The following is a 20,596-nucleotide window of genomic DNA, read 5'->3' on the forward strand; positions in this document are numbered from 1 at the left end:
CCGCGCCGCTCCCCGGAGTCCCCCGATGACGACGACCCCCGCGCCCCACCTCCCGGTTCCGGGCCGCGATGCACGCCCCCTGCAGCTGCTCGCTGCGCTCGCCTGCGTGCACCTGCTCGCGGTGGCGCTCTGCCTCGCGCTCTCGGCGCCCACCACCTGGATCCACGAGTGCGCGTACTGGCTCGCCTGCGCCATCGGCGTGGTGGGCACCTGGCGCGCGCTGGGCGCCTTCGTCCCGGGCGACCACCTGCGCCGCGTCTGGACGCTGCTCGCCGCGGGCGCGGTGCTGCTCTTCGTGGGCACGGCGCTGCGCAGCTACTGGTACGCGGTGGCGGGCCCCACCCCCTTCGTCCAGTCCCCGCTGCTGCCCTGGCGCACGGGCGTCGTCGTGCTGGCGAACCTCGTCTCCACCTGGGCGCTGGTGCTGCTCGCCTTCACCTACCAGCGCGCGGGCCTCAGCCCAAAGATGACCTGGCGCTCGGCGCTCGCGTGGGCGGTGGGGCTCGCGCTCTCGCTCGCGGTGGCCGTGCCCCAGCTGCGCCTCGACTTCGCGCAGCTGAGCGCGGGAGAGGTGAGCGCGCTCAGCCCCATCACCAGCATCGTCTCCACGCTGGGCGACATGCTGACCATCCTGCTCATCGTGCCGCTCCTGCGCGTGGCGTACCTCATGCGCGGCGGGCGGCTCGCGCGCGTGTGGTGGGTGATGGGCGTCTCGGGCGCCGCGTGGCTCGTCTACGACGCGCGCGCCTGGCTCGCGCTGCTCGCGCCGGGCCACGAGGCCGCCGCGCTCGAGCTGCTGCGCGTCACCCGCACGGTGGGGCTCTCCGCCGTGGGCGTGGCGGGCTGGCTGCAGCACGCTGCGCTCGCGCCGCACCCGGCCGCGAAGGCCTCGGACGCGGACGTGGCGGCGCCCGCGGTGCTCCCCGGCGCCTGAGCGCGCAGCACCTCAGGGCATGGGGCTGGGCGGCAGCTCGTGCTCGGCGAGCCGCAGCAGCTCCTTCTCCCGCAGCCGGGCGATCGCCTCCACCATCTCGCGCCCCAGCGCCTGCAGCGTGCCCGCCTCCACGCGCTCGCGCACCTGCGGGAACATGTCCCGCTCCTCCTCGTGGATGTGGCCGCGCAGGTTCAGCTCGATGTCCGAGGTGAACACGTCCAGCCGCGGGTCCGTCTGCTTCACCTGCAGCAGCTCGCTGGTGAGCTGGCGCACCGTGGCGTGCTCCTCCCAGGCGTCGCGCACCAGGTCGCGCAGGCCCGCGCGCTGGGCGAAGGGGTAGAAGAAGGTCTCCTCCAGCGCGGCGTGCAGGGTGACCAGCTCCGCGAGCTCCCCGAGTGCCTGCACGCGCGCGGTCCCCTCGCTCGCGTGCACCCGCTTGAAGAGCGCATCCAGTTGCTGGTGCTGCTGGGTCAAGAGCTCGATGGCATCCATGGGCGGGTGTCTCCGGTGGAGTCCCAAGGCTTCGTCCGCAGGTGCGGGGCGGCAAGCGCGGGACGCCTGCCCGCATGCCCAGCGGGCGCGCTCGGCGCGGCCGGCAGCCCGCTCGGCTGCACTCCCGGCTGCACGCTTCAGAGCGCCAGCCCTAAGCTGCCCGGGCCATGACCGCTCCGCTCGCCTCCTACCGCGCCGACTTCCCCGTCCTCGAGGAGCAGCTCTACTTCAACCACGCGGGCGTCGCCCCGACCTCCACGCGCGCGGCCGCCGCGGTGCGCGCGTGGATGGACGACCTGGTGGGGCACGGGGTGCGCCACGAGCGGCACTGGGAGGCGCACTGCGAGGCGGTGCGCGCCCAGGCCGCGCAGCTGCTCGGCGCAGGGCCCGACGAGGTGGCCTTCGTGCGCAACACCAGCCACGGCCTGGGGCTCGTCGCCGAGGGGCTCGACTGGCAGCCGGGTGACGAGGTCGCGGTGGCCTCGAGCATCGAGTACCCGAGCAACGTCTACCCGTGGCTGCACCTCGCCTCGCGCGGCGTGCGGGTGCGCGAGGTGGAGCCGAGCGCCTCGGGCGGCGTAAAAGTGGAGGCGGTGGCGCGCGCGCTCACCCCGCGCACGCGCCTCGTCGCGGTGAGCAGCGTGCAGTTCGCCTCCGGCGTGCAGACGGACCTCGAGGCGCTCGGCGCCCTCTGCGCGCGAGCGGGCGTGCTGCTGTGCGTGGACGGCATCCAGAGCGTGGGCTGCGTGCCGGTGGACGTGAAGCGCTGCCGCATCCACTTCCTCAGCGCGGACAGCCACAAGTGGATGCTGGGCGTGTCGGGCATCGGGCTGCTCTACGTGGACGCGGGCGTGCTGCCGCGCCTGCGCCCGGTGCTGGTGGGCTGGCGCAGCACCACGGACGCGTGGAACTTCAACCGCGCGCACTTCGAGCTGCGCCCCGACGCGCGCAAGCTGGAGGAGGGGAGCGCCGCGTACACCGGCATCTACGCGCTGGGCGCCGCGCTGGGCCTCCTGCAGGAGGTGGGCATGGAGCGCGTGGCCGAGCGCATCCGGGAGTGCCTCGTCCGGCTCGAGGGCGGGCTCACGGCGCTCGGCTGCGAGGTGGGGCCCGCTCCGGCCGAGCGCGCCGGCATCCTCACCTTCGTGCCGCCGCCGGGCGGGCGCAGCGCGGCGGAGCTCTCGGCGCACCTGGGCGCGCAGGGGGTGAGCCACTCGCTGCGCCGCGAGCGCGTGCGCCTCTCGCCGCACTTCTACACGCTCGACGCCGAGGTGGACCGCGTGGTGGAGCTCGTGCGCGGCTTCGTGGGCTGAGGCCGCGCGCCCTGTCCGCCCCTGGGACCGGGCCTTCCCACGGGCGGGCACGGCCCGCCGGAGCGCGGAGGAAAGGGGAGCAGTCCCGGGCACTTACCCGTGCCCCGGGCGCTGGCACGCGGCTCGCTTCGGCAGCGCCTGCCATGACCACGCTCCTGCAGGACCTCCGCTTCGCGCTGCGCACCTTGCTGCGGCGCCCGGGCTTCACCCTCGCCGTGGTGCTGACGCTCGCGCTGGGCATCGGCGCGAACTCGGCCATCTTCGCGACCGTGGAGGCGGTGCTCCTGCGGCCGCTGCCGCTGCGCGAGCCGGAGCGGGTGGTGCAGGTGTGGGGGACGCACCCGGACGTGGGCGAGGAGGCCGCGAGCCTCCCGGACTTCCGCGACTGGCGCGACGGGCAGTCGGCCGTGCGGCTGGCCGCCCTGGCCAACAGCGCCCTCAACCTCACGGGCCTCGGAGAGCCCCAGCGCGTGCCCACCGGCGGCGCGAGCGCGGACTTCTTCGAGGTGATGGGCGCGGCGCCCGCGCTGGGCCGCGGCTTCACGGCGCAGGAGGCGCGCACGGGGCAGGGGCAGGTGGTGGTGCTCAGCCACGGCTTCTGGAAGCGGCAGCTGGGGGGAAGTCCCTCGGCGCTGGGCCGCACCCTCACGCTCGACGGCCGGCCCTACACGGTGGTGGGCGTGGCGCCCGAGGGGCTGGAGGCGGTGTTCCCGCGGCTGCAGCTGTGGGTGCCGCTGCCGGACGACAGCTCCGAGGCGCGCCGCGCGGACTTCCTGCGCGTCTACGGCCGGCTCGCCCCGGGCGCGAGCGTGGAGAGCGCGCAGGCGCAGCTGCGCGCGGTGGCGGCGCGCCTCACCCAGGAGCACCCGGACACCAACGCGCGCTGGAGCGTGGCGGTGCGGGGCCTGCACGCGGAGTTCACCCGCCCGGCGCGCCCCGCGCTGCTGCTCTTCTCGGGCGCGGTGGCCCTGGTGCTGCTCATCGCGTGCGCGAACGTGGCCAACCTCCTGCTCGCGCAAGGGGCGGCGCGCGAGCGCGAGCTCGCGGTGCGCACGGCGCTGGGGGCCTCGCGCGGGCGGCTCGTGCGCCAGCTGCTCACCGAGAGCCTGCTCCTGTCCTGCCTCGGCGGCGCGCTGGGGCTGCTCTTTGCCGTGTGGGGCGCGGACGCGCTGGTGCAGCTGCGCCCGCGTGCACTGCAGGGGCTCGCGGGCGGGGTGGACGCGGTGAGCGTGCTCTTCACGCTCGGGCTCTCGCTGCTCACCGGCGTGCTCTTCGGGCTGGTGCCGGCGCTGCGGCTCGCGCGCGCTCCGCAGGGCACGGGGCTCTTGCGCCAGGCCTCGGGGGGCGCGGGCGGCGGGCGGCGGCTGCGCGGCGCGCTGGTGCTCGCCGAGGTGGCGCTCGCGCTGATGCTGCTGGTGGGCGCGGGGCTGCTCGTGCGCAGCTTCGGGCGCCTGCAGCAGGTGGACCCGGGCTTCGAGCCCGCGGGGGTGCTGAGCGGGGTGCTCTCGCTGCCGGAGGCGCGCTACGCGAAGGACGCGGACGAGGCGGCGCTCTACGGGCGGCTGCTCGAGCGGGTGAATGCGCTGCCGGGCGTGGAGCGCGCGGCGCTCGCGAGCAACCTGCCGCTCTCGGGCGGCGGCAACTACCTCAACATGGGCATCGAGGGCCGGGACAGCGCCGGCGACGGGCCGCAGGACGCGGAGACGGCGAGCGTGAGCGCGCGCTACTTCGAGGCGCTGCACATCCCGCTGCGCGAGGGGCGCACCTTCGCGGCCTCCGACGTGGCGGGCGCGCCGGACGTGGCAGTGGTGAACGAGGCGCTGGTGCGCCGCTTCTTCGGGGGCAAGAGCCCGCTGGGCGCGCGCGTCACGCTGGACGGCAAGCGCTACTTCCGCATCGTGGGCGTGGTGGGGGACGTGCGCAGCGAGAGCCTCGGGGAGCAGGCCTACCGGCAGCTCTACGTGCCGCTCGCCCAGGTCCCCGCTCCGCGCGTGATGCTCGCGGTGCGCGCGGCGGGCGGCACGGACGCGGCGGCGCTGGCGCTCTCGCCGGGGGTGCGCCGCGAGCTCGCCGCGCTCGACGCGCAGCTGCCGCTCGCGGAGGTGCAGCCGCTCTCGGAGTCGCTCGGCCGGGAGCTCTCGGCGCCGCGGGTGAACGTGCGGGTGCTCGGGCTCTTCGCCGCGGTGGCGCTCTTGCTCGCGGCGCTCGGCATCTACGGCGTGATGGCCTACGCCGTGGCCCAGCGCACGCGGGAGATCGGCATCCGCATGGCGCTGGGCGCGGACGCGGCGGACGTGCTGCGGCTCGTGGTGCGCCAGGGCATGGCGCCCGCGCTGCTGGGCGTGGGGGCGGGGCTCGCCGGCGCGCTCGCCACCTCGCGCCTCCTCAGCGGGCTGCTCTACGGGGTCGCCGCCACCGACCTCGCCACCTTCGCCCTCGTGCCCCTGGGGCTGCTCGCCGTGGCGCTGCTCGCCGCGTGGCTCCCCGCCCGCCGCGCCACCCACGTGGACCCCACCGAGGCGCTGCGCGCGGAGTAGCGCTCCGGAGCGCGGCTCCGGAGGCCTACCACGCTCCCGGCGCTTGCAGCGTCCGGTGCCGGACGCCCTCCCGCACCCGCCGGACGGGGTCCCCCGCGCCCGGGCCCGCACGGACCCGCGTGGGTCGTCCGCAGGGCAGGTGGGCAGGCAGGCGCCCATCGCGCCGGAAGCCGAAAAATCGGCCTCCGCGACGTTGTCAATCCTCAAAGGGAGGGGCTGGAAAAAGGCTCTGGATTTACGGGGGTTTACCTACCCTGAGGGTCTGACGTATGGTGCCCCACCCGCGACGACGCATGGCCCCACGGGGGTCCACAGGGGGCCCTTTAGGCGCCCCGGGTGGGGGAGGACTTCTCAGACCGTGAGTGACGAGCGTCCCGACGCGCTGCTCAAGAGCGCACTCGAAAAGATCGTGTACTTCGAGGCCCGGTCCGAGCAGCTGCACTCGGAGCTGTCCTCCGCGCGCACCGAGGCGGAGCGGCTCAAGGGCGACCTCACCCAGGCGGGTGCCCGGGAGATCGGCCTGCGCCGCCAGCTCGCCGAGCTCGAGGTGCGGGTGGGCCGCGCCCAGGCCGAGCGCGACGACCTCGCGCGCCTCAACGAGGTGCTGCGCGCCGAGCGCACCCAGCTGATGGGCAAGCTGCTGGAGGCCACCCGCATCAGCGGCGCCGGCAAGCGCCCCCTCGCCGAGGGCGAGGACGAGGAGCCCGGCCACGGCATCGACCTCGCCTCCTTCATCTCCCAGCTGCGCAGCGAGGCGCTGGACCAGGCCGCGGGGCGCGCGCCCACCCCCGTGGCCCCCGCAGCGCCGGCCGCCGCCGCCGCCCCGGCCCCCGTCGCGCTGCCGCGCACGAGCTTCCCCTCCGCCTTCGCCGCGCCGGCCCCCGCGCCCGCCTTCGCCGCCGTGGCCGCGCGCGCACCGTCGGCCCCGCCCTCCGCGCGCGCCGCGGCCTCCGGCGCCACCGCCGCCTCGCTCGCGCCTGCGCCCACCAGCGTGCTCGAGCACGCGCAGCGGCTGCGGCTCGAGGGCCGTCTCGACGTGAGCGCGAGCCAGCTCGCGGAGCTCAGCGGCCAGCCTGCGTACGCGGGCATCGGCAACACCGAGGAGACGCTGTTCGGCTTCTCGCTGCGCGAGCTCGCCACGCCGGACCCGGGCGCGCGCATCCGCGCCGCCGAGCGCCTGCGCGCGCTCGGCCAGGCCGCCGCCGCCCCCGCGCTCGCCACCGCGCTGCACGCCGAGAGCGACCCGGCGGCGCAGGTGGCCCTGCTGCAGGCCTTCGCCGCGGTGGGCCGCGCGCAGGGCGCCGAGGTCGTGCGCCCGCTGCTCGGCAGCGCCGCCTCCGAGGTGCGCATCGCCGCGCTCAAGGCCCTGCTGCAGCTCACCCCCGCGGAGGCCGCGCCCTATCTCGCCCAGGCGATGAAGGACCCGGACCGCGCGGTGCGCCGGCGCGCGAGCCTGCTCGCGCTGGGGCTCGAGGGCGAGAGCGCGCGCAGCCTCGGCGAGGAGGCCATCCACGACCCGGACCCCGAGGTGCGCAGCCTCGCGGCGCTCGCCCTGGGCGCGGCCCGCGGCGAGCGCGCCCGCGAGCTGCTGCTCGGCGCGCTGCGCGACCCCGAGCCGCGCGTGCGCAAGGCCGCGGCGCAGAGCCTCGGGCGCATCCTCGGCCAGGACGTCTCGGGCGTCGTCGCGCTCGACGAGGGCCACCGCCGCCGGGAGATCCGCCGCCTCGCCGCGCTCCCCAGCCACCCCGTGCGCGCCTCGCTCGCCCCGCCGCCTCCGCCCCCCGCTCCGGCCGCGCCCCGTGCCCAGGCGAGCGAGCGGGCGGTTGCTGTCGCCGCCCCGGCCTCCGCGCCCGCCCCGGCGCCGGCCGCCCCGCGCGCCGCCGTCGCCTCCCCGGTGGAAGCGCTCTGCCCGCCCCTGCTCGGGGACATCCGCGCCGCGCTGCGCGGCCGCTCGCTGCCCGAGCTCGTCTCGGGCAGCGGCGCAGACGAGACGCAGGTGCAGGAAGCGCTCACCCTCCTGGTCGCCCGCGGAGCGGTGGTGCGCCGGGGTCACAAGTACTACGCCGCCTGAGGTACACCCCGCAGGGCCCCCGGGACGCCGGTGCGCCCCCACGGGAAGAAGGGTTGTGAATGGAAGCACCGACCTACAGCGCGAAGCAGGTGGCCGAGCTGCTCGGCGTCACGGGCAAGGAGCTCGGCGCCGCGCTGAAGAAGGACGCGTACTCGCCGGATGACCTGTGGACGCTGCGCGAGCGCCTCCAGCGCTTCCCCACGCCCTTCGGCTCCCAGCGCCGCCAGCTCTTCCTCAACTTCAAGGGCGGCACCGGCAAGACCAGCCTCAGCACCTCCTACGCCTGGCGCATCGCGGAGCTCGGCTACCGCGTGCTGCTGGTGGACCTGGACAGCCAGGGCCACGCGACCAAGTGCCTCGGCTACGAGGGCGAGGACTTCGAGAAGACGCTGCTGGACGTGCTGGTGCGCAAGACGCCGCTCACCCAGGTCATCCAGCGCTCGCGCCTGCCCAACCTGGACTTCGTGCCCTGCAACCTGAGCATGTCCACGGTGGACCTGAGCCTGATGCCCATGGCCGGGCGCGAGTTCAAGCTGCGCAACGCGCTCAAGGAGGTGGAGGCGCACTACGACGTCGTCGTCTTCGACGCGCCTCCCTCCTTCGGCCTGCTCAACCTCAACGCCCTGATGGCCGCGACGGACCTCTTCGTGCCCGTGCTCGCGGACTTCCTCTCCTTCCACGGCCTCAAGCTGCTCTTCGAGACGGTGCAGAGCATGGAGGAGGACCTCGGCCACGTGCTCGACCACATCTTCATCGTGGTCAACGCCTACAACGCCACCTTCAAGCTCGCGAAGGAGGCGCTCGAGGCGCTGCAGACGCACTACCCCGAGTACCTGCTGCCCACGATCATCCGGCAGTGCACCAAGTTCGCCCAGGCCTCCAGCGAGGGCGTGCCGGTGTTCGTCGCCGACCCCACCTGCAAGGGCGCGCTCGACATCCAGGCCGCCATCGCCCATGTGCTGCCGCGCCTCGCCGCCACCCCGCCGCGCGACGGCGCCCAGAAGGCAGGCTAGAACCCTCTTCCCGGTCCCGGAACGCTCGCCCCGGAAAATCGCTCGCCCATGAAGAAAGCCTTCGAACAGAACGTGTCCCGCGCCAAGCCCCGCCTGCGCCTCGGTGCCTTCACCGAGACCGTGGAGCCGCCCGAGCCCGAGAGCGCCCCGCAGGCCGCCGCCGAGCCCGCGCCGGTCGCTGCGGCCATGGCTCCGATGGCACCGGTGGCCGCGCAGCCGCCGCTGGACCTGTCTGCCGAGGTGCGCGCCCGCATCGAGCGCGCCCGCGCCCCGCGCCCCAGCGCGAGCGAGGCGGTGGAGGCGGCCCTGCGCCAGCCCCTGCCCGAGGCGCACGCCGTCGCCGCGATGCGCGCCGAGGTCTTCAGCGAGCCGGCCCAGCCGCTGCCGGCCCCGCGCGCCCCCGGCCCCGCCTCCGCGCGCGCCCCCGCGGAGGCCCCCGCCTTTGCCGCCGCCGAGCCCGTGGCCTACGCTGCGCCTGCGCAGGCGCGTACGGACCTGCCCCCGGAGGTGGAGGTGCAGAATCCGCCCAGCCCGCGCCCCGGCTCCGACGCCGACCCCGTGCTCGACAGCGAGGCGCGGCGCGAGCGGCTGAAGGAGCGGCTCAAGGCGGTGCGCGAGAACCCCCGCCCCGAGCCCCTGCCGGCCACCGTGGCCGAGACGGGCACGCGCGCGGTGGAGCGCATCGCGAGCCTGCAGGCCGAGCTCTCCCGGGTGAAGATGCTCAACCTCACCCTCACCCAGGACCTCGAGGCGGCGCGCCGCCAGGCCGAGAAGGCCACCGAGGAGGCCCGCCTGCGCATGGACGAGGCGCGCCGGCTCACCACCGAGATGGAGGGCCGGGTGCGGCTGCTCGCGGACCTCGAGCGCGAGCTCGCGGCGCTCGAGGGCGAGCGCGACGAGGCCCTGCTCAGCCTCCAGGAGGTGCGCCAGGCGCTGCACGCCTCCGCGGACGAGAAGCTCCAGCTCGAGTCCCAGGTGGAGGAGGGCAAGCGCGCCCTCGCGGACAGCCTCTCCGAGGAGGAGCGGCTCGCCGCCGAGCTCGAGTCCGCGAAGGACGAGGCCAGCAGCCTGCACAACGCCGTGGAGGCCCTCAAGAGCGAGCGCGACGTGCTGGCGAAGCAGGTGGCCTCGCTCACCAGCGAGCGCGCCGAGCTGCTCGAGGCCCGCAAGGCGCTCGAGGCGGTGCACCGCGCGCTGAGCCACGCCGCGGCCCGCTAGGCGGCGCGGCCCAGGCGGCCCTCCGTGTAGGTCCAGGTGTGACGACGGCCCATCCCGCGAGGGATGTGGCCGTTTTTTTCTGACCGGGGTCCTTGCTGGCAGGAGCGAGCAGCCGTGCTCCACGCCAATCCCTCCACTCTGGGTCGTACGGAGGGAGCGGAGCTCGCCAGGATTTTCCAGAGGGTCCTGGCGGCTCCGTCTTTTTTAGTCGCTGGAGGGCCTCCGCCGAGCCAAAGCGCCGGCGGAGGCCCTTCGCCTTTTCAGGGGCGCTTGGCGAGGCGCGCCGCGTCCAGCTGGCCCTTGAAGGGCACGCGCGGCAGGGTGGCCCACTCCGGGTCCACGTCGCTGAACTCGCCCGCCCGCGGCTTCTGCTGCGCGAGCCACGCGCGCGCGTGCGCCTGGCGCTCGGCGTTGGGCGGGTGGTTCTTGTAGCCCGCGTCCCCCTGCGGAAGCCGTCCCAGCAGCGCGATGTACTCCTCGGGGTTGTAGCCGGCGGAGATGACCAGGGCGAGCGCGCGCTGGTCCGCGTCCAGCTCGTCGGACTGGGCGAAGCCGCCCGTGGTCACCTGCTCCACCACCTTGTCGGTGAGCTGGGTGAGCAGCCCCACGTTGCCGTCCAGGTCGAGGAAGCCGCCGGGGGCGCCGAGTGCCGAGCGGAAGGCGTCCGCCTCCGACATCGCCACGCGCGCGCCGAGCGCCGCTGCGCACTGGTTGCGCTTCACGCTCGCGTAGACGCGCAGCGCGTGGCGCTCGGTCACGTGGGCAATCTCGTGCGCGAGCACGCCGGCGAGCTGCGCCTCGTTCTGCACCGTGTCCAGGAGCCCCCGCGTCACCAGCACGTAGCCGCCGGGGCTGGACACCGCGTTCACCGCGGGGCTCTCGAGCACGCCGAAGGTCCACTCGAGCGCGGGGCGGCTGCTCTGCGCCGCGAGGTTCTTGCCCACGCGGTTCAGGTACACGGACACGGCGTTCACCTTGCCCGCGGCGCCCGGCGCCTTCGCCGGCTCGAGGAAGAGCCCGCCGCCGCGCTGCACCCAGCGCGTGGCCACCGCGCCGCCCAGCGCGTACTCCTCGGGCGCGGCCACCTTCGGGTCGCCCAGCGCCGCGCACTTCTGCGCGTCGCCCACCGTGCGCGCCCCCTCCTCCAGGTCCGCGAGGCTGAGGCTGGAGGGGTTCGCGAGCTTCTGCGCCATCTGGCAGCTGCAGAGCGCGAGCGCCGCGGCGGCCACTGCGAGCCGGGCCCTCATCGCGCACCTCCCGCGCTGCTGCTGCTCACGGCGGTCGCACCCGCTCCGACGACCGGCTTGAGCCCCGCCTCCTTCGCGTGCTGGGCGAGCTGCGCGTCCTGCACGCCGCGCGCGAGCTGCTCGAGCGCCTGCAGCTCCTTCACCGCGCGGCCCGCGTCCGCGTCCTTCTCGCCCATGGCGATGACGCCGGAGGACACCGCCTTCACCGCGGCCCCCGAGTTCGCGAAGGCCTGCGCGTCCACCTTGCCCGCATTGGGGCCCGCCACCACCTCGAGGCTGGGGGGCTGGGTGCAGAGGTTGGACTGGAAGACGTAGCCGGTGCGCCCGTCCACCGCCACCCGGTGCCACTGCTTGTTCTTCGGGTCCGCGCCCTCCCAGCGCACGGGCGTGGGCGGCTGCAGCACCGCGAGCGCATCGCCCGTGGCGCTCGGCGCCTTCATCAGGCGCGTGGTGCGCGCCTTCACGTACAGCGTGCCCCCGGGCTTCACCGCCCCGGCGCTGCCCGCGGCGCCCAGCGCCACGAGCCCCACCCACAGCCGCATTCTCTTCTGCATCCGGGACTTCCTCCTGCAGGTCATCCTACTTCTCCAGGCTCACCACTCCGTCGAAGGGCAGCGGCGGGGGCTCGGCCGCGTAGTGGCGGCAGCGCGCGAGCAGGGCGCGGCTGGGCGAGTCCTCCGCGTCGTGCCCCAGCGCCGCCTCCAACACCTGCGCCGCCTCCTCGAAGCGCGCGGCGCGGTAGAGCGCGAGCGCCTCCGCGTAGCGCGCGAGCGTGCGCCGCTTCGCCTCGGTCACGCGGGGGTCTCCCCGGAGCGCGAGCAGCTCGTACACGCTCACCGCCTCGGTCTTGCCCGCGACCCGCACGCGGTCCAGCTCGCGCGCCTCGATGTGCTCCTTCGCCTGCGCGTACGTCTCCGGGCCGATGAGGATGCTCGAGCCGTAGGCCTTGTTCGCCGCCTCCAGGCGCGCCGCCAGGTTCATCCCGTCGCCGATGGCCGTGTAGTCGAAGAGCTGCTCGCTGCCGATGTTGCCCACGAACATCACCGCGGTGTTCACGCCGATGCGCGTGTACACGTCCGGGAGGCCATCGCGGCGGAACTCCTCGCGCAGCCGCTCCACCGCGTCGCGCACGGCGAGCGCGCCGCGGCAGGCGCGCAGCGCGTGGTCCGGCTGGCGCAGCGGCGCGCCGAAGAGGCACACCACCGCGTCCCCGATGTACTTGTCCAGGCAGGCGCCGTGCGCGAGCAGCGCGTCCGTCACGCGCGTGAGGTAGGTGTTGAGGATGCGCACCAGCGCGGCCGGGTCGTCCTTGAAGCGCTCGCTGAAGGTGCTGAAGCCGCGGATGTCCGAGAAGAAGGCGCTCACCTCGAGGCTCTCGCCGGTGAGCCGCGGCAGCTCCTTCTGCTCCACCAGCTGGTCCACCACGCTGCGCGCGAGGTAGCGGCTGAACATGGTGCGCATCCGGTCCCGCTCGCGGTTCGCGAAGAGGTGGTTGAAGGCCACCGCCGCGATGCTCGCGAGCTCGCCGGACAGCGTGGGCAGCGCGCCCAGCACGTGCAGGTGCGTGAGGCGCAGCGTGAGCCCCGTGAGCAGGAAGAAGCCGAAGAACAGCGCGAGCGGCCAGGCAATCTCCAGCAGCGTGGAGCGCACCACCGTGAGCAGCGTCGCGCTGACGAGCGCGACGCCGAGGGCGAGCAGCAGGCTCACCCACGCGGGCGCGAGCGTGATGAAGCCGTCTCCCAGCAGGTTGTCCAGCACCGCCACGTGCTTGCTCACCCCGGGCGCGTCCGGCGCGAAGGGCGTGGCCTTCACGTCCCCCAGGCCCACCGCGAAGCCGCCGATGACCACCACCTTGTCCCGGAACAGCCCCGGCGCGAGCCCCGTGGGCTTGCCCTCCTGCCCGAGCGCCCACGCATCCAGCACCGAGACGAGCGGCACGACGGGGGCGCGCTCCTCGAGCCGGCCCCCGTAGTCGAGCTCCGCGCTGCCGTCCGCATCGACGGCCCACTCGCGCGCGCCGAGCCGCATCCGCCCCGGGGTGAGCTCCAGCGCCTTCGCGCCGAACAGGTCCGCAGCCACCGCCACCGGCAGCGTGACGTAGCTGTTCACCCCGTCCGTGTACGCGAAGCGCGTGCGCCGCACCCGCGCGTCCGGGTCCGCCTCCGTCTCCACCAGCCCGAAGCCCGCCACCGCGTCCAGCAGCGGCGAGATGGGCGGGGTGGGGTGGCGCGCCGCGCGCTGGCCCCCGCCCAGCGCGTAGTCGAGCAGGGGCAGCGTCCGGCCCTCCACCCGCACGGGGAAGGCGAGCGCGCGCGCTGCCGCGAGCGGGTCCGCCGCGGGCGCGAGCGCCTCCGCCGGCGCCTCCTCGAAGTCCTCCGCCCCATCGCCCGAGGCGGCCTGCGCCGGGGGAGCTGCCACTCCTGCCGAGAGGGCGGCCTGCTGCGCTCCGGGGGCCGCTCCCCGTGTGGCGGGCAGGCCGTTCACCGCATCGACGTGCGGCAGCGCCGGCGCGTCCGCGTCCGCGCTGAAGCCCAGGTAGAAGGGCAGCCCCGTGTCGCGCAGCGTCTGCGCGAGCGCGAGGTCGCTCGAGGGGTCCGTGGAGCGCTCGTCCATCACCGCGTCGAAGACGACGGCGCGCGCGCCCTCGCGGTGCAGCTGCTCGAGCACGCGCGCCCACAGCGTGCGGCTCCACGGGTAGCTGCCGAAGTTGAGCGCGTAGGTGGGGTTCGCGCGGATGAGGCCCACGCTCGTCTGGTCGATGGCCACCACCACCAGCTGCGAGGAGCGCGGCCGCCCGCCGGTGAAGGTGGTGAGCCCCTGGTCGTAGGTGCTGCGCTCCGCCGCCTGCAGCCAGCCGAGCCGCCAGCACAGGGCGGCGGCCGCGGTGGCCAGCAGCGCGATGGCGAGGACGCGCCCTGCGTTGTTGCGCAGCCGCAGTCCCAGCACCCTCGCCCGCTCGCGCGCCACGGCTGCCCCTCTCCCTACTTCAGCGCCGTGGCCACGACCTCGGCCTGGAAGCGGCAGTCGGCGGGGCGCGCGCCGCGCACCTGCGCCACCAGCGTGCCCAGCGCCGCCTCGGCTGCCGCGAGCGCGGACTCCATGCCCTCGTCGTCCTTCGCGCGCGCCGCCAGCTCGAAGGCGCCGCTGAGCGCCTCGAGCCGCTGCGCGGCGCCGGCCGTCTGCGCGGGCACCTGGTACTCGAAGCGGGAGACGAGCGCGCCGTAGCGCTCGGTGAGCCGGTTCCAGCGCGCGAGCGTCACCTCGCTGCGCCGCCGCGCCTCGGACTCCTCCCAGCCGTCCACGCTGCGCAGCAGCGCTCCCACGCCTTCACCCGGCGGCAGCGCCGCAAGCGCCGCGCGCGCCCGCGCCGGCTGCACGCTCGCCGCGTACACCCCGGCCGCGAGCCGCAGGAAGAGTGGGCCCCCGCGTTCGGGGCCTCGCACGCCGCGCAGCGCCTCGGCCGCGCGCGGCCAGTCCCCGCCGCGCATCGCGAGCGCCGCCGCGTTGAGCAGCGCCTGGGGCGCCTCGCGCGAGGCCTTCGGCTCGAGCGACTCGGGCCGCAGGGGCGCGGGGCACGAGGTGCACACCGCGCCGAGCGCGACCAGAACGGGGCCCGCGGCCGGGTCCACCTGGGCGTCCAGGAGCGCCGGCACGTAGGGGTCGAAGCGCAGCCGCCACTCGAGCGCCGCCCCTCCCGCGCCGAGCACCTGCACGCGGTGCTCACCTGCGGAGAGCGCGAGCACGCCCCGCGCCTCCTCGCCGTCCACCAGGAGGCGTGCGCCGCTTCCCGCGCGCGTGCGCACCGGGGCGTGGTCCGCCTCGGGGAAGGCGCGCAGCTCCACGCGCTCGGGGACGGCGCACTCGGCGCGCGCTGCGGCCAGTGCCTCCGGGCGCTGGGCGGCAGCACGGCGCGCGCGCACCAGCAGCAGCGCGCTCGCGGCGAGCAGCAGCGCCGCCGCACAGCACGCGCCGAGCCACCACCGGGGGCTGAGGGAGACGCCACGCATCGAGCGGGCGACTCTAGTCCAGGGGGCCTGCGCTGTGGATCCCCCCCGGCCCCGGGGAGCGCGGGCTCAGGGGCCTCAGACAGGGGCCTCCGGCTCTCCGCGCTCGCGCAGTGCGCGCACGCGCAGGGCGCTCAGGTGGGCGCCGTCCGCCTCCAGCAGCCCGGCTGCGTGGCCGAGCGCCTCGTCCAGCCGGGCGAAGGTGCGCGTGGGGCAGCCGAGCGGCTGGGTGAGGAGGATGGCGCGCAGGATGATGCGGATGACGGGCGAGGTGGTGACGAAGAGCACCGCCAGGTTCCCGGTGCGCACCCGCTCCGCGTTGCGGCGCAGCCAGGCCGCGTACTGCTGGCGCTGCAGGTGGCCGACCCGGGCGTGGCGCCGCAGGTCGTAGACCATCACCCGCCGCTGTGCGCCCCGGCGCCCCCACGCGTCCAGCTGGGCGAGGTGCGCCTGCAGCTCGGCGTCCGTCGCCTCGCCCTCCCACTCGACGATGGCGAGCGGGAAGAGCGCGTCCCGGTGGCGGATGGCGGGGGCATCGGGCGGCTGCACGCCCTTCTTCTAACCCGCCCTCCGCGCCGGCGCGCGCCCCTAGTTGCGCAGCTTCGAGGGCTTGGGCGGGTTGAGCGCCAGCACCGCCGCGAAGTAGCGCGCCTGGCCCTCGTTGGCGCAGCGGAACTCCTGCACCGCGCCGCCGGCGAGCCGCACCCGCACCAGCCAGCCTTCCTTCTCCTGCTTCACCGCACCCGCTGCCGCTGCCGCGTCCGTCACCATGGTCGTGTGCCCTCCCCCTGCGCTGAGCCTTCCCTGAGCAGCCGGCGTGCCAGCCCCTTCTGCCAGGCGTTCCGGGCGCTTGGCGGCGCGGGCGGGGCGGTGGCAGTAGTTTTTGCCGTCAGGTGTGGCGCGGGCGCCACAGGTCGGCGTGTCGGGTGCGTGTTCGAAGGTGGAAAGCGGGCCCCGGCCGCGAGGGAGGTGCGGATGGCGGAGCTGGTGCTGCTGGTGGGCCTGCAGGCCGCGGGCAAGACGCGCTTCGTCCAGGAGCGGCTCGCGGCCACCCACCTGCACCTGAGCAAGGATCACTGGCCGAACGCGCGCCGGCGTGAGGCGCGGCTGCGCCGCCTGCTCGCCGAGGCGCTCGCCAGGGGACGGAGCGTGGTGGTGGACAACACGAGTCCCACCGCGGCCGACCGCGCGCCGCTCATCGCCATTGCCCGCGCGCACGGGGCGCGCGTGGTGGGGCTGTTCTTCGCGCAGCGGCTCGCGGGCTGCCTCGCGCGCAACGCAGAACGCACGGGGCGCGCGCGCGTGAGCGACGAGGCGCTCTGCATCACCGCGGCGCGCCTGCGCCCGCCCACCCTCGCCGAGGGCTTCGACGCGCTCTACCGGGTGCGGTGGGTGGAGGGGGGCTTCACGCTCGTCTAGGAGCTAGGAGCGGCGGCTGCTCTTCTTCGCGGCGCGCTTGCGCGTGGCACCGCCGCCCGCACGCTTGCTGCGCGTGGCCGCGGCCTTCTTCGCGCTCGCCTTGCGCGCGGCCGCCGGACGCTTGGCCGCCGCGCGGCCGCCCTTCGGCCCACCCTTGGCGCCGCCCTTCTTCGCCGGCGCGCGGTTCGTGGCCTTGCCGCGCCCCGAGCCGCTCTTCTTGCCGCCGCCGGTGGTCTTGTTCACCGTGGCCCACGCGCGTGCCTCGGCCTTCTTCTCGGGCACGCCGCGCTTCTCGTAGCCCTCCTCGATGTGCTCGGCCATGCGCTTCTGCTTGTCCGTGTACGCCGACTTGTCTCCACGTGCCATGCGTGCGGCCTCCTGGTGAGGCAGGCTCGCGCGCGCGCAGGCCCGCCGCGGTGCAAGCTAGGCACGGCGCTGCACGTCCGGAAGTCGCGTCACTGCGTCACTGCCTCAGGCCTCTCCGCCACGCGGCGCGGCCTGGTGCACCAGCTGGCGCACCAGCTCCGGCTGGAAGGGCTTCTCGATGCGCACGAGCGCCGGCTGCTGGAGGAAGGCGCGCGAGCGCGCGGTGAAGTCGCCGCCGGTCATGAACACCACGCGCCCGAGCAGCTCCGGCTGGCGCTCGGCGAGCTGGGCGTGCACGTCCATGCCGGTGCCGTCCGGCATCATCAGGTCGCAGAAGATGCGGTCGAAGCCGGGGTCCCGCGCGAGCAGCTCCAGCGCGCTGCGGCCGCTGTGGGCCACCACCACCTCGTGCTCGCGCCCGATGATGCGCTGCAGGAGGTGGGCGATGCCCGGCTCGTCGTCCACCACCAGGACGCGGCGGCGCGCGGAAGGGGCGGTGGCGCGGGCCGGCGCGCGCGCGGGCTCCCCCGCGGCCGCGCCCTCCCAGGCGGGCAGCACCACGCGGAAGGTGGCGCCCTGGCCCTTCGTGCTCGTGGCGCTCAGGGTGCCGCCCAGCCCACGCACGATGCCGTGGCAGATGGAGAGCCCCAGCCCCGTGCCCGCGCCCACCGCCTTGGTGGTGAAGAAGGGCTCGAAGGCGCGCTCGAGCACCTCGGGGCTCATCCCGCAGCCCGTGTCCGAGATCTCCACCACCGCGCTGCCGCCCTCGCGCCGGGTGAGGATGCGCACCCGGTGCTCGCTCGCACTGCCCTCGGGCAGCGCGTGCGCGGCGTTCACGAGGAGGTTGAGGAACACCTGGCTGAGGCGCCCCTCGTTCGCGCACACCCGCGGCGGCTCGCCGTAGCTGCGCTCCACCAGGGCGCGGTGGCGCAGCTGGGGCATGGCCATGGAGAGGCTGAACTCGAGCGCGGCGTGCAGGTCCACCGGCACCAGGGCGCTCTCGTCCGCGCGGCTGAACAGCTTGAGGTCCGCCACGATGCGCCGGATGCGGTCCGCGCCCTCGCGCGCCTCGCTCAGCGCCTGGTGTACTTCGGTCAGGCTCGCTGGAGACGACGTGGCCGGCGCCGGGCTGCCCTGCAGCGCCGAGAGCGCGAAGTCCAGGTTGCCCATCACGAAGGCGAGCGGGTTGTTGATCTCGTGCCCCACGCCGGCGGCGAGCTGGCCGGCGGCCGCGAGCTTCTCGCTCTGCACCAGCTTCTCCTGCGCGCTGAGCAGCTCGCGGGTGCGCGCCTGGGCGAGCGCCTCGGCCTCGCGCCGCGCGCTCTGCTCCTGCTCGAGCAGCCGCTGGCGCGCCGCCTCCAGCTGGCGCCGCTCGGTCACGTCGCGCAGCGCCGCGCTCATCACCGGGCGGCCGCGGTAGGGGAACTGCTTCGTCGCCGCCTCCACCTCCACGCGGGCGCCGTCTGCGCGCAGCACGGTGAGCTCGTGGCGCGCCTCGCTGCGCGCGCGCAGCCGCTCGCGCAAGGGCCCCAGCGCCTCGGGCGCGATGAAGCGCTCCACCGGCTGGCCCACCAGCTCCTCGGGCGCCTGCACCCCGAGGAGCTGGGCGGCGTTGTGGTTCGCCTCCACGATGAGCCCCTCCGCGTGCAGCACGAGCGCGTCGAAGGTCGCGGTGGTGAGCGCGCGGTGGCGCGCCTCGCTCTCCTCCAGCGCGAGCGCCACCTGGCGCCGGGCGCCGATGTCGCGGAAGTACACGCTCAGGCCGCGCGGGCCCGGGTACACGTGCACCTCCACCCAGGTGTGCATCAGGGGCGAGTAGGCCTCGCAGCTGAGCGGCACGCCGTCCGCCTGCGCGCGGCGCATGTGCCAGAGGATCTCCGGGCTCGCGGCCGGCAGGCACTCGTCCATGCGCCGCCCCAGCATCTGGTCGCGGCTCATCCCGAGGAAGCGCTCGGCGTGGCGGTTCACCGCGGTGAAGCGCCACTGCCGGTCCAGCGCGTAGAAGGCGTCCGTGGTGTTCTCGAGCACCTCCTGCAGCTCGTCGCGCGAGGCGCGCAGCTCCGCCTCCGCCTGCAGCTCGCGGGTGACGTCGCGAAAGCGCGCGAGCAGCAGGCCGCGCAGCGGAATGAGCTTCGAGCGGTAGGTGAGCTCGCCCTGGGGGCCGCTGTAGCGCGCGTGGTCCTGCTGCGCTCGCCCCGTCTGCAGCACGCGCACGTACGTATCGAAGGTGCCGCGCTCGCGCAGCCCCGGGTCCAGCTCCAGCAGCCGCCGGCCCACGAGCGCCGCGGGCGCGCCGGGGTAGAGCGAGACGGTGGCGGGGTTCGCGTAGCGCACCTCGAAGTCGACGATGCCGCCCTGCGCGTACACGGGCGCGAGCAGCACGGCGTACTCCGGGTTGTCCGCCTCCAGCTCCTCGAGCAGCTGCAGGCTCGCGGCGTCCAGCTCGGGCTTCGTCACGTCCACGTCCCCCCGGGAGCGTGGCACACGGTGCTGGACCCCGCGCGCTCCCCAGGGCCCGCATCATGCCCGCAAGGCGCAGGCCTCCGCGAGCCCGGGTCCGGCGCTACCCACCGGCCCCGGAAGGCAAGCCGTCCGGCCCCGGCGGCCCGTCGCGCTCGGCGCGCGCGCGCACCGCCGGGTCGGTGGGTCCCACCTCCTGCCAGTCACACTTCGAGCGGCAGCGGCGCAGGCACGCCTCGGGTACGCGGGTGTGCGCATCGAAGGGCAGCAGCTGCGTGCAGCTGCGGCAGCGGTAGGTGGTGCCCGGCCGCACGCGCGCCATCAGGCCTCGAGCGCGAAGCGCGCCACGAGTGGCATGTGGTCCGACAGGCCGTGGAAGGGGCTCTGCAGGTCGCCGAAGGGGCGGGTGTCCTGCATGTCCAGCCAGCGCACGCCGCGGCTGCCGAACACGTGGTCCAGGTGCATGCGCAGGTGCATGAAGCCCGCGGTGGGAAAGCCGCGGCTCGCGCGCGGGTCGATCTGCCCCACCGCCTGCTGGGCGCAGCTCATCCCCGCCTCCTCGCAGAGGTAGCGGAACACGGGCGAGGCGGGCGGCGAGTTGAAGTCCCCGCAGATGACGAAGGGCTCGTCGCCCGCGTGGCTGCGCACGAAGGTGGCGAGGCTGCGCGCCTCGTGCAGCTGGTTGATGCCGCAGCCCATCTTGTCCTTCGTGGCCCAGAACTCGCGCGCGAAGGGGGTGGGCAGGCTCAGGTGCGTGTTGAACACGTGCAGGGGCGTGCCCGTGTCCACGCGGGTGAGCCGGATGTGCGCGCAGATGCGGCTCTGCTTGCGGTCCTTGAGGCTCTGCACGTGGTGGTGCGTGATGTGCGTGGGCGCCGCCATGTTGTGCGAGTCCACGCGCAGCGTGCGCGTGTTGACGAGGATGGCGAGCCCCGTGGTGTAGAGCGAGAACTCCCCCAGCTTGTAGGCGTGGGCGCGGAAGTAGAACGCCTCGTAGGGCATGGCGCGCGCCTCGCGCGCGAAGGTCTCCTCCATGCGCCCCATGAAGGCCTCCAGCTGCGTCTCGCCGGGGTGCGCGCGCCGGTGCGCGATGGAGGAGCGGAAGCTGCTCGTCTCCACCTCCTGGAAGCACACGATGTCCGGCAGCGGGTCGAGGGACGCGAGCGCGCGCGCCACCCGGCGCTTGGGCCCCACGGTGCTCGCGAGCCCCCGCAGCGCGTGGCCGAAGTAGCGGACGTTGTAGCTGACGAGGCGCAGGGGAGCGGGGGCCATGAGGAGCCGGAGCGGGCTGAGCGGGCAGGGGCGCCCCAGAGCGGGCGCCCGGAGGCGAGCGCCAAGCTATACACCCCGGCCGGGCTCCGGAGGCCGCCCGCGGCGCGCCGCTGTTCGCCCGGCGGCGCTCCGCTGCCCGCCCTGCCTCCGGCCGCGGCCCGTTACCCTGCGAACGGCGCCGCGCCCCGGGCTGATCGCCGCAGGACATCCGCCCTTGTCCCACAGCGCAGGTAGAGGTGAGCCCTGGCCC

The 20,596-nt window shown here is 75.3% G+C and carries 18 protein-coding genes; 7 read left to right on the plus strand and 11 right to left on the minus strand.

Annotated elements, in window-relative coordinates; all coding sequences use genetic code 11:
• The first annotated feature begins 25 nt into the window (after window positions 1–25).
• Window positions 26–934: a hypothetical protein gene (locus FGE12_RS13855; RefSeq protein ID WP_153866934.1), complete on the plus strand. Its 909-nt coding sequence runs from the start codon at window positions 26–28 to the stop codon at window positions 932–934.
• Between the two features lie 12 nt (window positions 935–946).
• Here the strand turns inward: FGE12_RS13855 and FGE12_RS13860 are convergent, their stop codons facing one another.
• Window positions 947–1,426: a hemerythrin domain-containing protein gene (locus FGE12_RS13860; protein ID WP_153866935.1), complete on the minus strand. Its 480-nt coding sequence runs from the start codon at window positions 1,424–1,426 to the stop codon at window positions 947–949.
• A 167-nt stretch (window positions 1,427–1,593) separates the two neighbouring features.
• On the opposite strand from FGE12_RS13860, the gene FGE12_RS13865 reads away from it, so the two are divergent.
• The 5 genes from FGE12_RS13865 to FGE12_RS13885 all read left to right on the plus strand — a co-directional run bounded on the left by FGE12_RS13865 (window position 1,594) and on the right by FGE12_RS13885 (window position 9,578).
• Window positions 1,594–2,739, plus strand: coding sequence for an aminotransferase class V-fold PLP-dependent enzyme (locus FGE12_RS13865; protein WP_153866936.1), 1,146 nt, complete (start codon window positions 1,594–1,596; stop codon window positions 2,737–2,739).
• 143 nt (window positions 2,740–2,882) lie between these two features.
• A complete protein-coding gene (locus tag FGE12_RS13870; protein WP_153866937.1) occupies window positions 2,883–5,276 on the plus strand; it encodes an ABC transporter permease in 2,394 nt (797 codons plus the stop codon).
• A 358-nt stretch (window positions 5,277–5,634) separates the two neighbouring features.
• Complete coding sequence (locus tag FGE12_RS13875) at window positions 5,635–7,347, plus strand: HEAT repeat domain-containing protein (protein WP_194797863.1); 1,713 nt, start codon at window positions 5,635–5,637, stop codon at window positions 7,345–7,347.
• Between the two features lie 59 nt (window positions 7,348–7,406).
• Window positions 7,407–8,360, plus strand: coding sequence for an AAA family ATPase (locus FGE12_RS13880; protein ID WP_153866938.1), 954 nt, complete (start codon window positions 7,407–7,409; stop codon window positions 8,358–8,360).
• A 48-nt stretch (window positions 8,361–8,408) separates the two neighbouring features.
• Window positions 8,409–9,578 carry an extensin-like protein gene (locus tag FGE12_RS13885; protein WP_153866939.1) on the plus strand — a complete coding sequence of 390 codons (1,170 nt, stop codon included), beginning with the start codon at window positions 8,409–8,411 and terminating at the stop codon, window positions 9,576–9,578.
• A gap of 260 nt (window positions 9,579–9,838) precedes the next feature.
• Here FGE12_RS13885 and FGE12_RS13890 read toward each other — a convergent pair whose 3' ends face one another.
• From FGE12_RS13890 to FGE12_RS13915, 6 genes are all read right to left on the minus strand, one after another.
• Window positions 9,839–10,825, minus strand: a complete 987-nt coding sequence (locus tag FGE12_RS13890; RefSeq protein ID WP_153866940.1) for a M48 family metallopeptidase — start codon at window positions 10,823–10,825, stop codon at window positions 9,839–9,841.
• Window positions 10,822–11,379: an SH3 domain-containing protein gene (locus tag FGE12_RS13895; RefSeq protein WP_153866941.1), complete on the minus strand. Its 558-nt coding sequence runs from the start codon at window positions 11,377–11,379 to the stop codon at window positions 10,822–10,824. Before FGE12_RS13895 ends, FGE12_RS13890 begins: the two co-directional genes overlap by 4 nt.
• Before the next feature lie 25 nt (window positions 11,380–11,404).
• On the minus strand, window positions 11,405–13,792 hold the full coding sequence (locus tag FGE12_RS13900; protein ID WP_194797864.1) for an adenylate/guanylate cyclase domain-containing protein: 2,388 nt from the start codon (window positions 13,790–13,792) through the stop codon (window positions 11,405–11,407).
• Between the two features lie 14 nt (window positions 13,793–13,806).
• A complete protein-coding gene (locus FGE12_RS13905) occupies window positions 13,807–14,832 on the minus strand; it encodes a hypothetical protein (protein ID WP_153866943.1) in 1,026 nt (341 codons plus the stop codon).
• 75 nt (window positions 14,833–14,907) lie between these two features.
• A complete protein-coding gene (locus FGE12_RS13910) occupies window positions 14,908–15,378 on the minus strand; it encodes a hypothetical protein (protein WP_153866944.1) in 471 nt (156 codons plus the stop codon).
• A 39-nt stretch (window positions 15,379–15,417) separates the two neighbouring features.
• Window positions 15,418–15,600, minus strand: a complete 183-nt coding sequence (locus tag FGE12_RS13915; protein ID WP_153866945.1) for a hypothetical protein — start codon at window positions 15,598–15,600, stop codon at window positions 15,418–15,420.
• A gap of 204 nt (window positions 15,601–15,804) precedes the next feature.
• On the opposite strand from FGE12_RS13915, the gene FGE12_RS13920 reads away from it, so the two are divergent.
• The gene (locus FGE12_RS13920; protein WP_153866946.1) at window positions 15,805–16,248 is read left to right on the plus strand and encodes an AAA family ATPase; all 444 of its coding nucleotides are present in this window, start codon (window positions 15,805–15,807) and stop codon (window positions 16,246–16,248) included.
• Window positions 16,249–16,251: 3 nt separating this feature from the next.
• Here the strand turns inward: FGE12_RS13920 and FGE12_RS13925 are convergent, their stop codons facing one another.
• From FGE12_RS13925 to FGE12_RS13940, 4 genes are all read right to left on the minus strand, one after another.
• A complete protein-coding gene (locus FGE12_RS13925; RefSeq protein ID WP_153866947.1) occupies window positions 16,252–16,614 on the minus strand; it encodes a plasmid stabilization protein in 363 nt (120 codons plus the stop codon).
• A gap of 105 nt (window positions 16,615–16,719) precedes the next feature.
• Entirely contained in the window at window positions 16,720–19,071 is a 2,352-nt protein-coding gene (locus tag FGE12_RS13930) for a PAS domain S-box protein (RefSeq protein ID WP_153866948.1), read from the minus strand.
• 106 nt (window positions 19,072–19,177) lie between these two features.
• Window positions 19,178–19,396, minus strand: coding sequence for a hypothetical protein (locus tag FGE12_RS13935; protein ID WP_153866949.1), 219 nt, complete (start codon window positions 19,394–19,396; stop codon window positions 19,178–19,180).
• Window positions 19,396–20,346, minus strand: a complete 951-nt coding sequence (locus FGE12_RS13940) for an endonuclease/exonuclease/phosphatase family protein (protein WP_153866950.1) — start codon at window positions 20,344–20,346, stop codon at window positions 19,396–19,398. Before FGE12_RS13940 ends, FGE12_RS13935 begins: the two co-directional genes overlap by 1 nt.
• Between the last annotated feature and the right edge of the window lie 250 nt (window positions 20,347–20,596).

The sequence above is a fragment of the Aggregicoccus sp. 17bor-14 genome, assembly GCF_009659535.1.
In the GTDB taxonomy this organism is placed as follows: domain Bacteria; phylum Myxococcota; class Myxococcia; order Myxococcales; family Myxococcaceae; genus Aggregicoccus.

Excerpts from the sequence above, each read along its gene's own strand:
- FGE12_RS13935 (WP_153866949.1), bottom strand. The coding sequence starts at position 19,396 with ATGGCGCGCGTGCGGCCGGGCACCACCTACCGCTGCCGCAGCTGCACG.
- FGE12_RS13905 (WP_153866943.1), bottom strand. The coding sequence starts at position 14,832 with ATGCGTGGCGTCTCCCTCAGCCCCCGGTGGTGGCTCGGCGCGTGCTGT.
- FGE12_RS13895 (WP_153866941.1), bottom strand. The coding sequence starts at position 11,379 with ATGCAGAAGAGAATGCGGCTGTGGGTGGGGCTCGTGGCGCTGGGCGCC.
- FGE12_RS13890 (WP_153866940.1), bottom strand. The coding sequence starts at position 10,825 with ATGAGGGCCCGGCTCGCAGTGGCCGCCGCGGCGCTCGCGCTCTGCAGC.
- FGE12_RS13940 (WP_153866950.1), bottom strand. The coding sequence starts at position 20,346 with ATGGCCCCCGCTCCCCTGCGCCTCGTCAGCTACAACGTCCGCTACTTC.
- FGE12_RS13920 (WP_153866946.1), top strand. The coding sequence starts at position 15,805 with ATGGCGGAGCTGGTGCTGCTGGTGGGCCTGCAGGCCGCGGGCAAGACG.
- FGE12_RS13870 (WP_153866937.1), top strand. The coding sequence starts at position 2,883 with ATGACCACGCTCCTGCAGGACCTCCGCTTCGCGCTGCGCACCTTGCTG.
- FGE12_RS13885 (WP_153866939.1), top strand. The coding sequence starts at position 8,409 with ATGAAGAAAGCCTTCGAACAGAACGTGTCCCGCGCCAAGCCCCGCCTG.
- FGE12_RS13915 (WP_153866945.1), bottom strand. The coding sequence starts at position 15,600 with ATGGTGACGGACGCGGCAGCGGCAGCGGGTGCGGTGAAGCAGGAGAAG.
- FGE12_RS13925 (WP_153866947.1), bottom strand. The coding sequence starts at position 16,614 with ATGGCACGTGGAGACAAGTCGGCGTACACGGACAAGCAGAAGCGCATG.
- FGE12_RS13860 (WP_153866935.1), bottom strand. The coding sequence starts at position 1,426 with ATGGATGCCATCGAGCTCTTGACCCAGCAGCACCAGCAACTGGATGCG.
- FGE12_RS13865 (WP_153866936.1), top strand. The coding sequence starts at position 1,594 with ATGACCGCTCCGCTCGCCTCCTACCGCGCCGACTTCCCCGTCCTCGAG.
- FGE12_RS13855 (WP_153866934.1), top strand. The coding sequence starts at position 26 with ATGACGACGACCCCCGCGCCCCACCTCCCGGTTCCGGGCCGCGATGCA.
- FGE12_RS13880 (WP_153866938.1), top strand. The coding sequence starts at position 7,407 with ATGGAAGCACCGACCTACAGCGCGAAGCAGGTGGCCGAGCTGCTCGGC.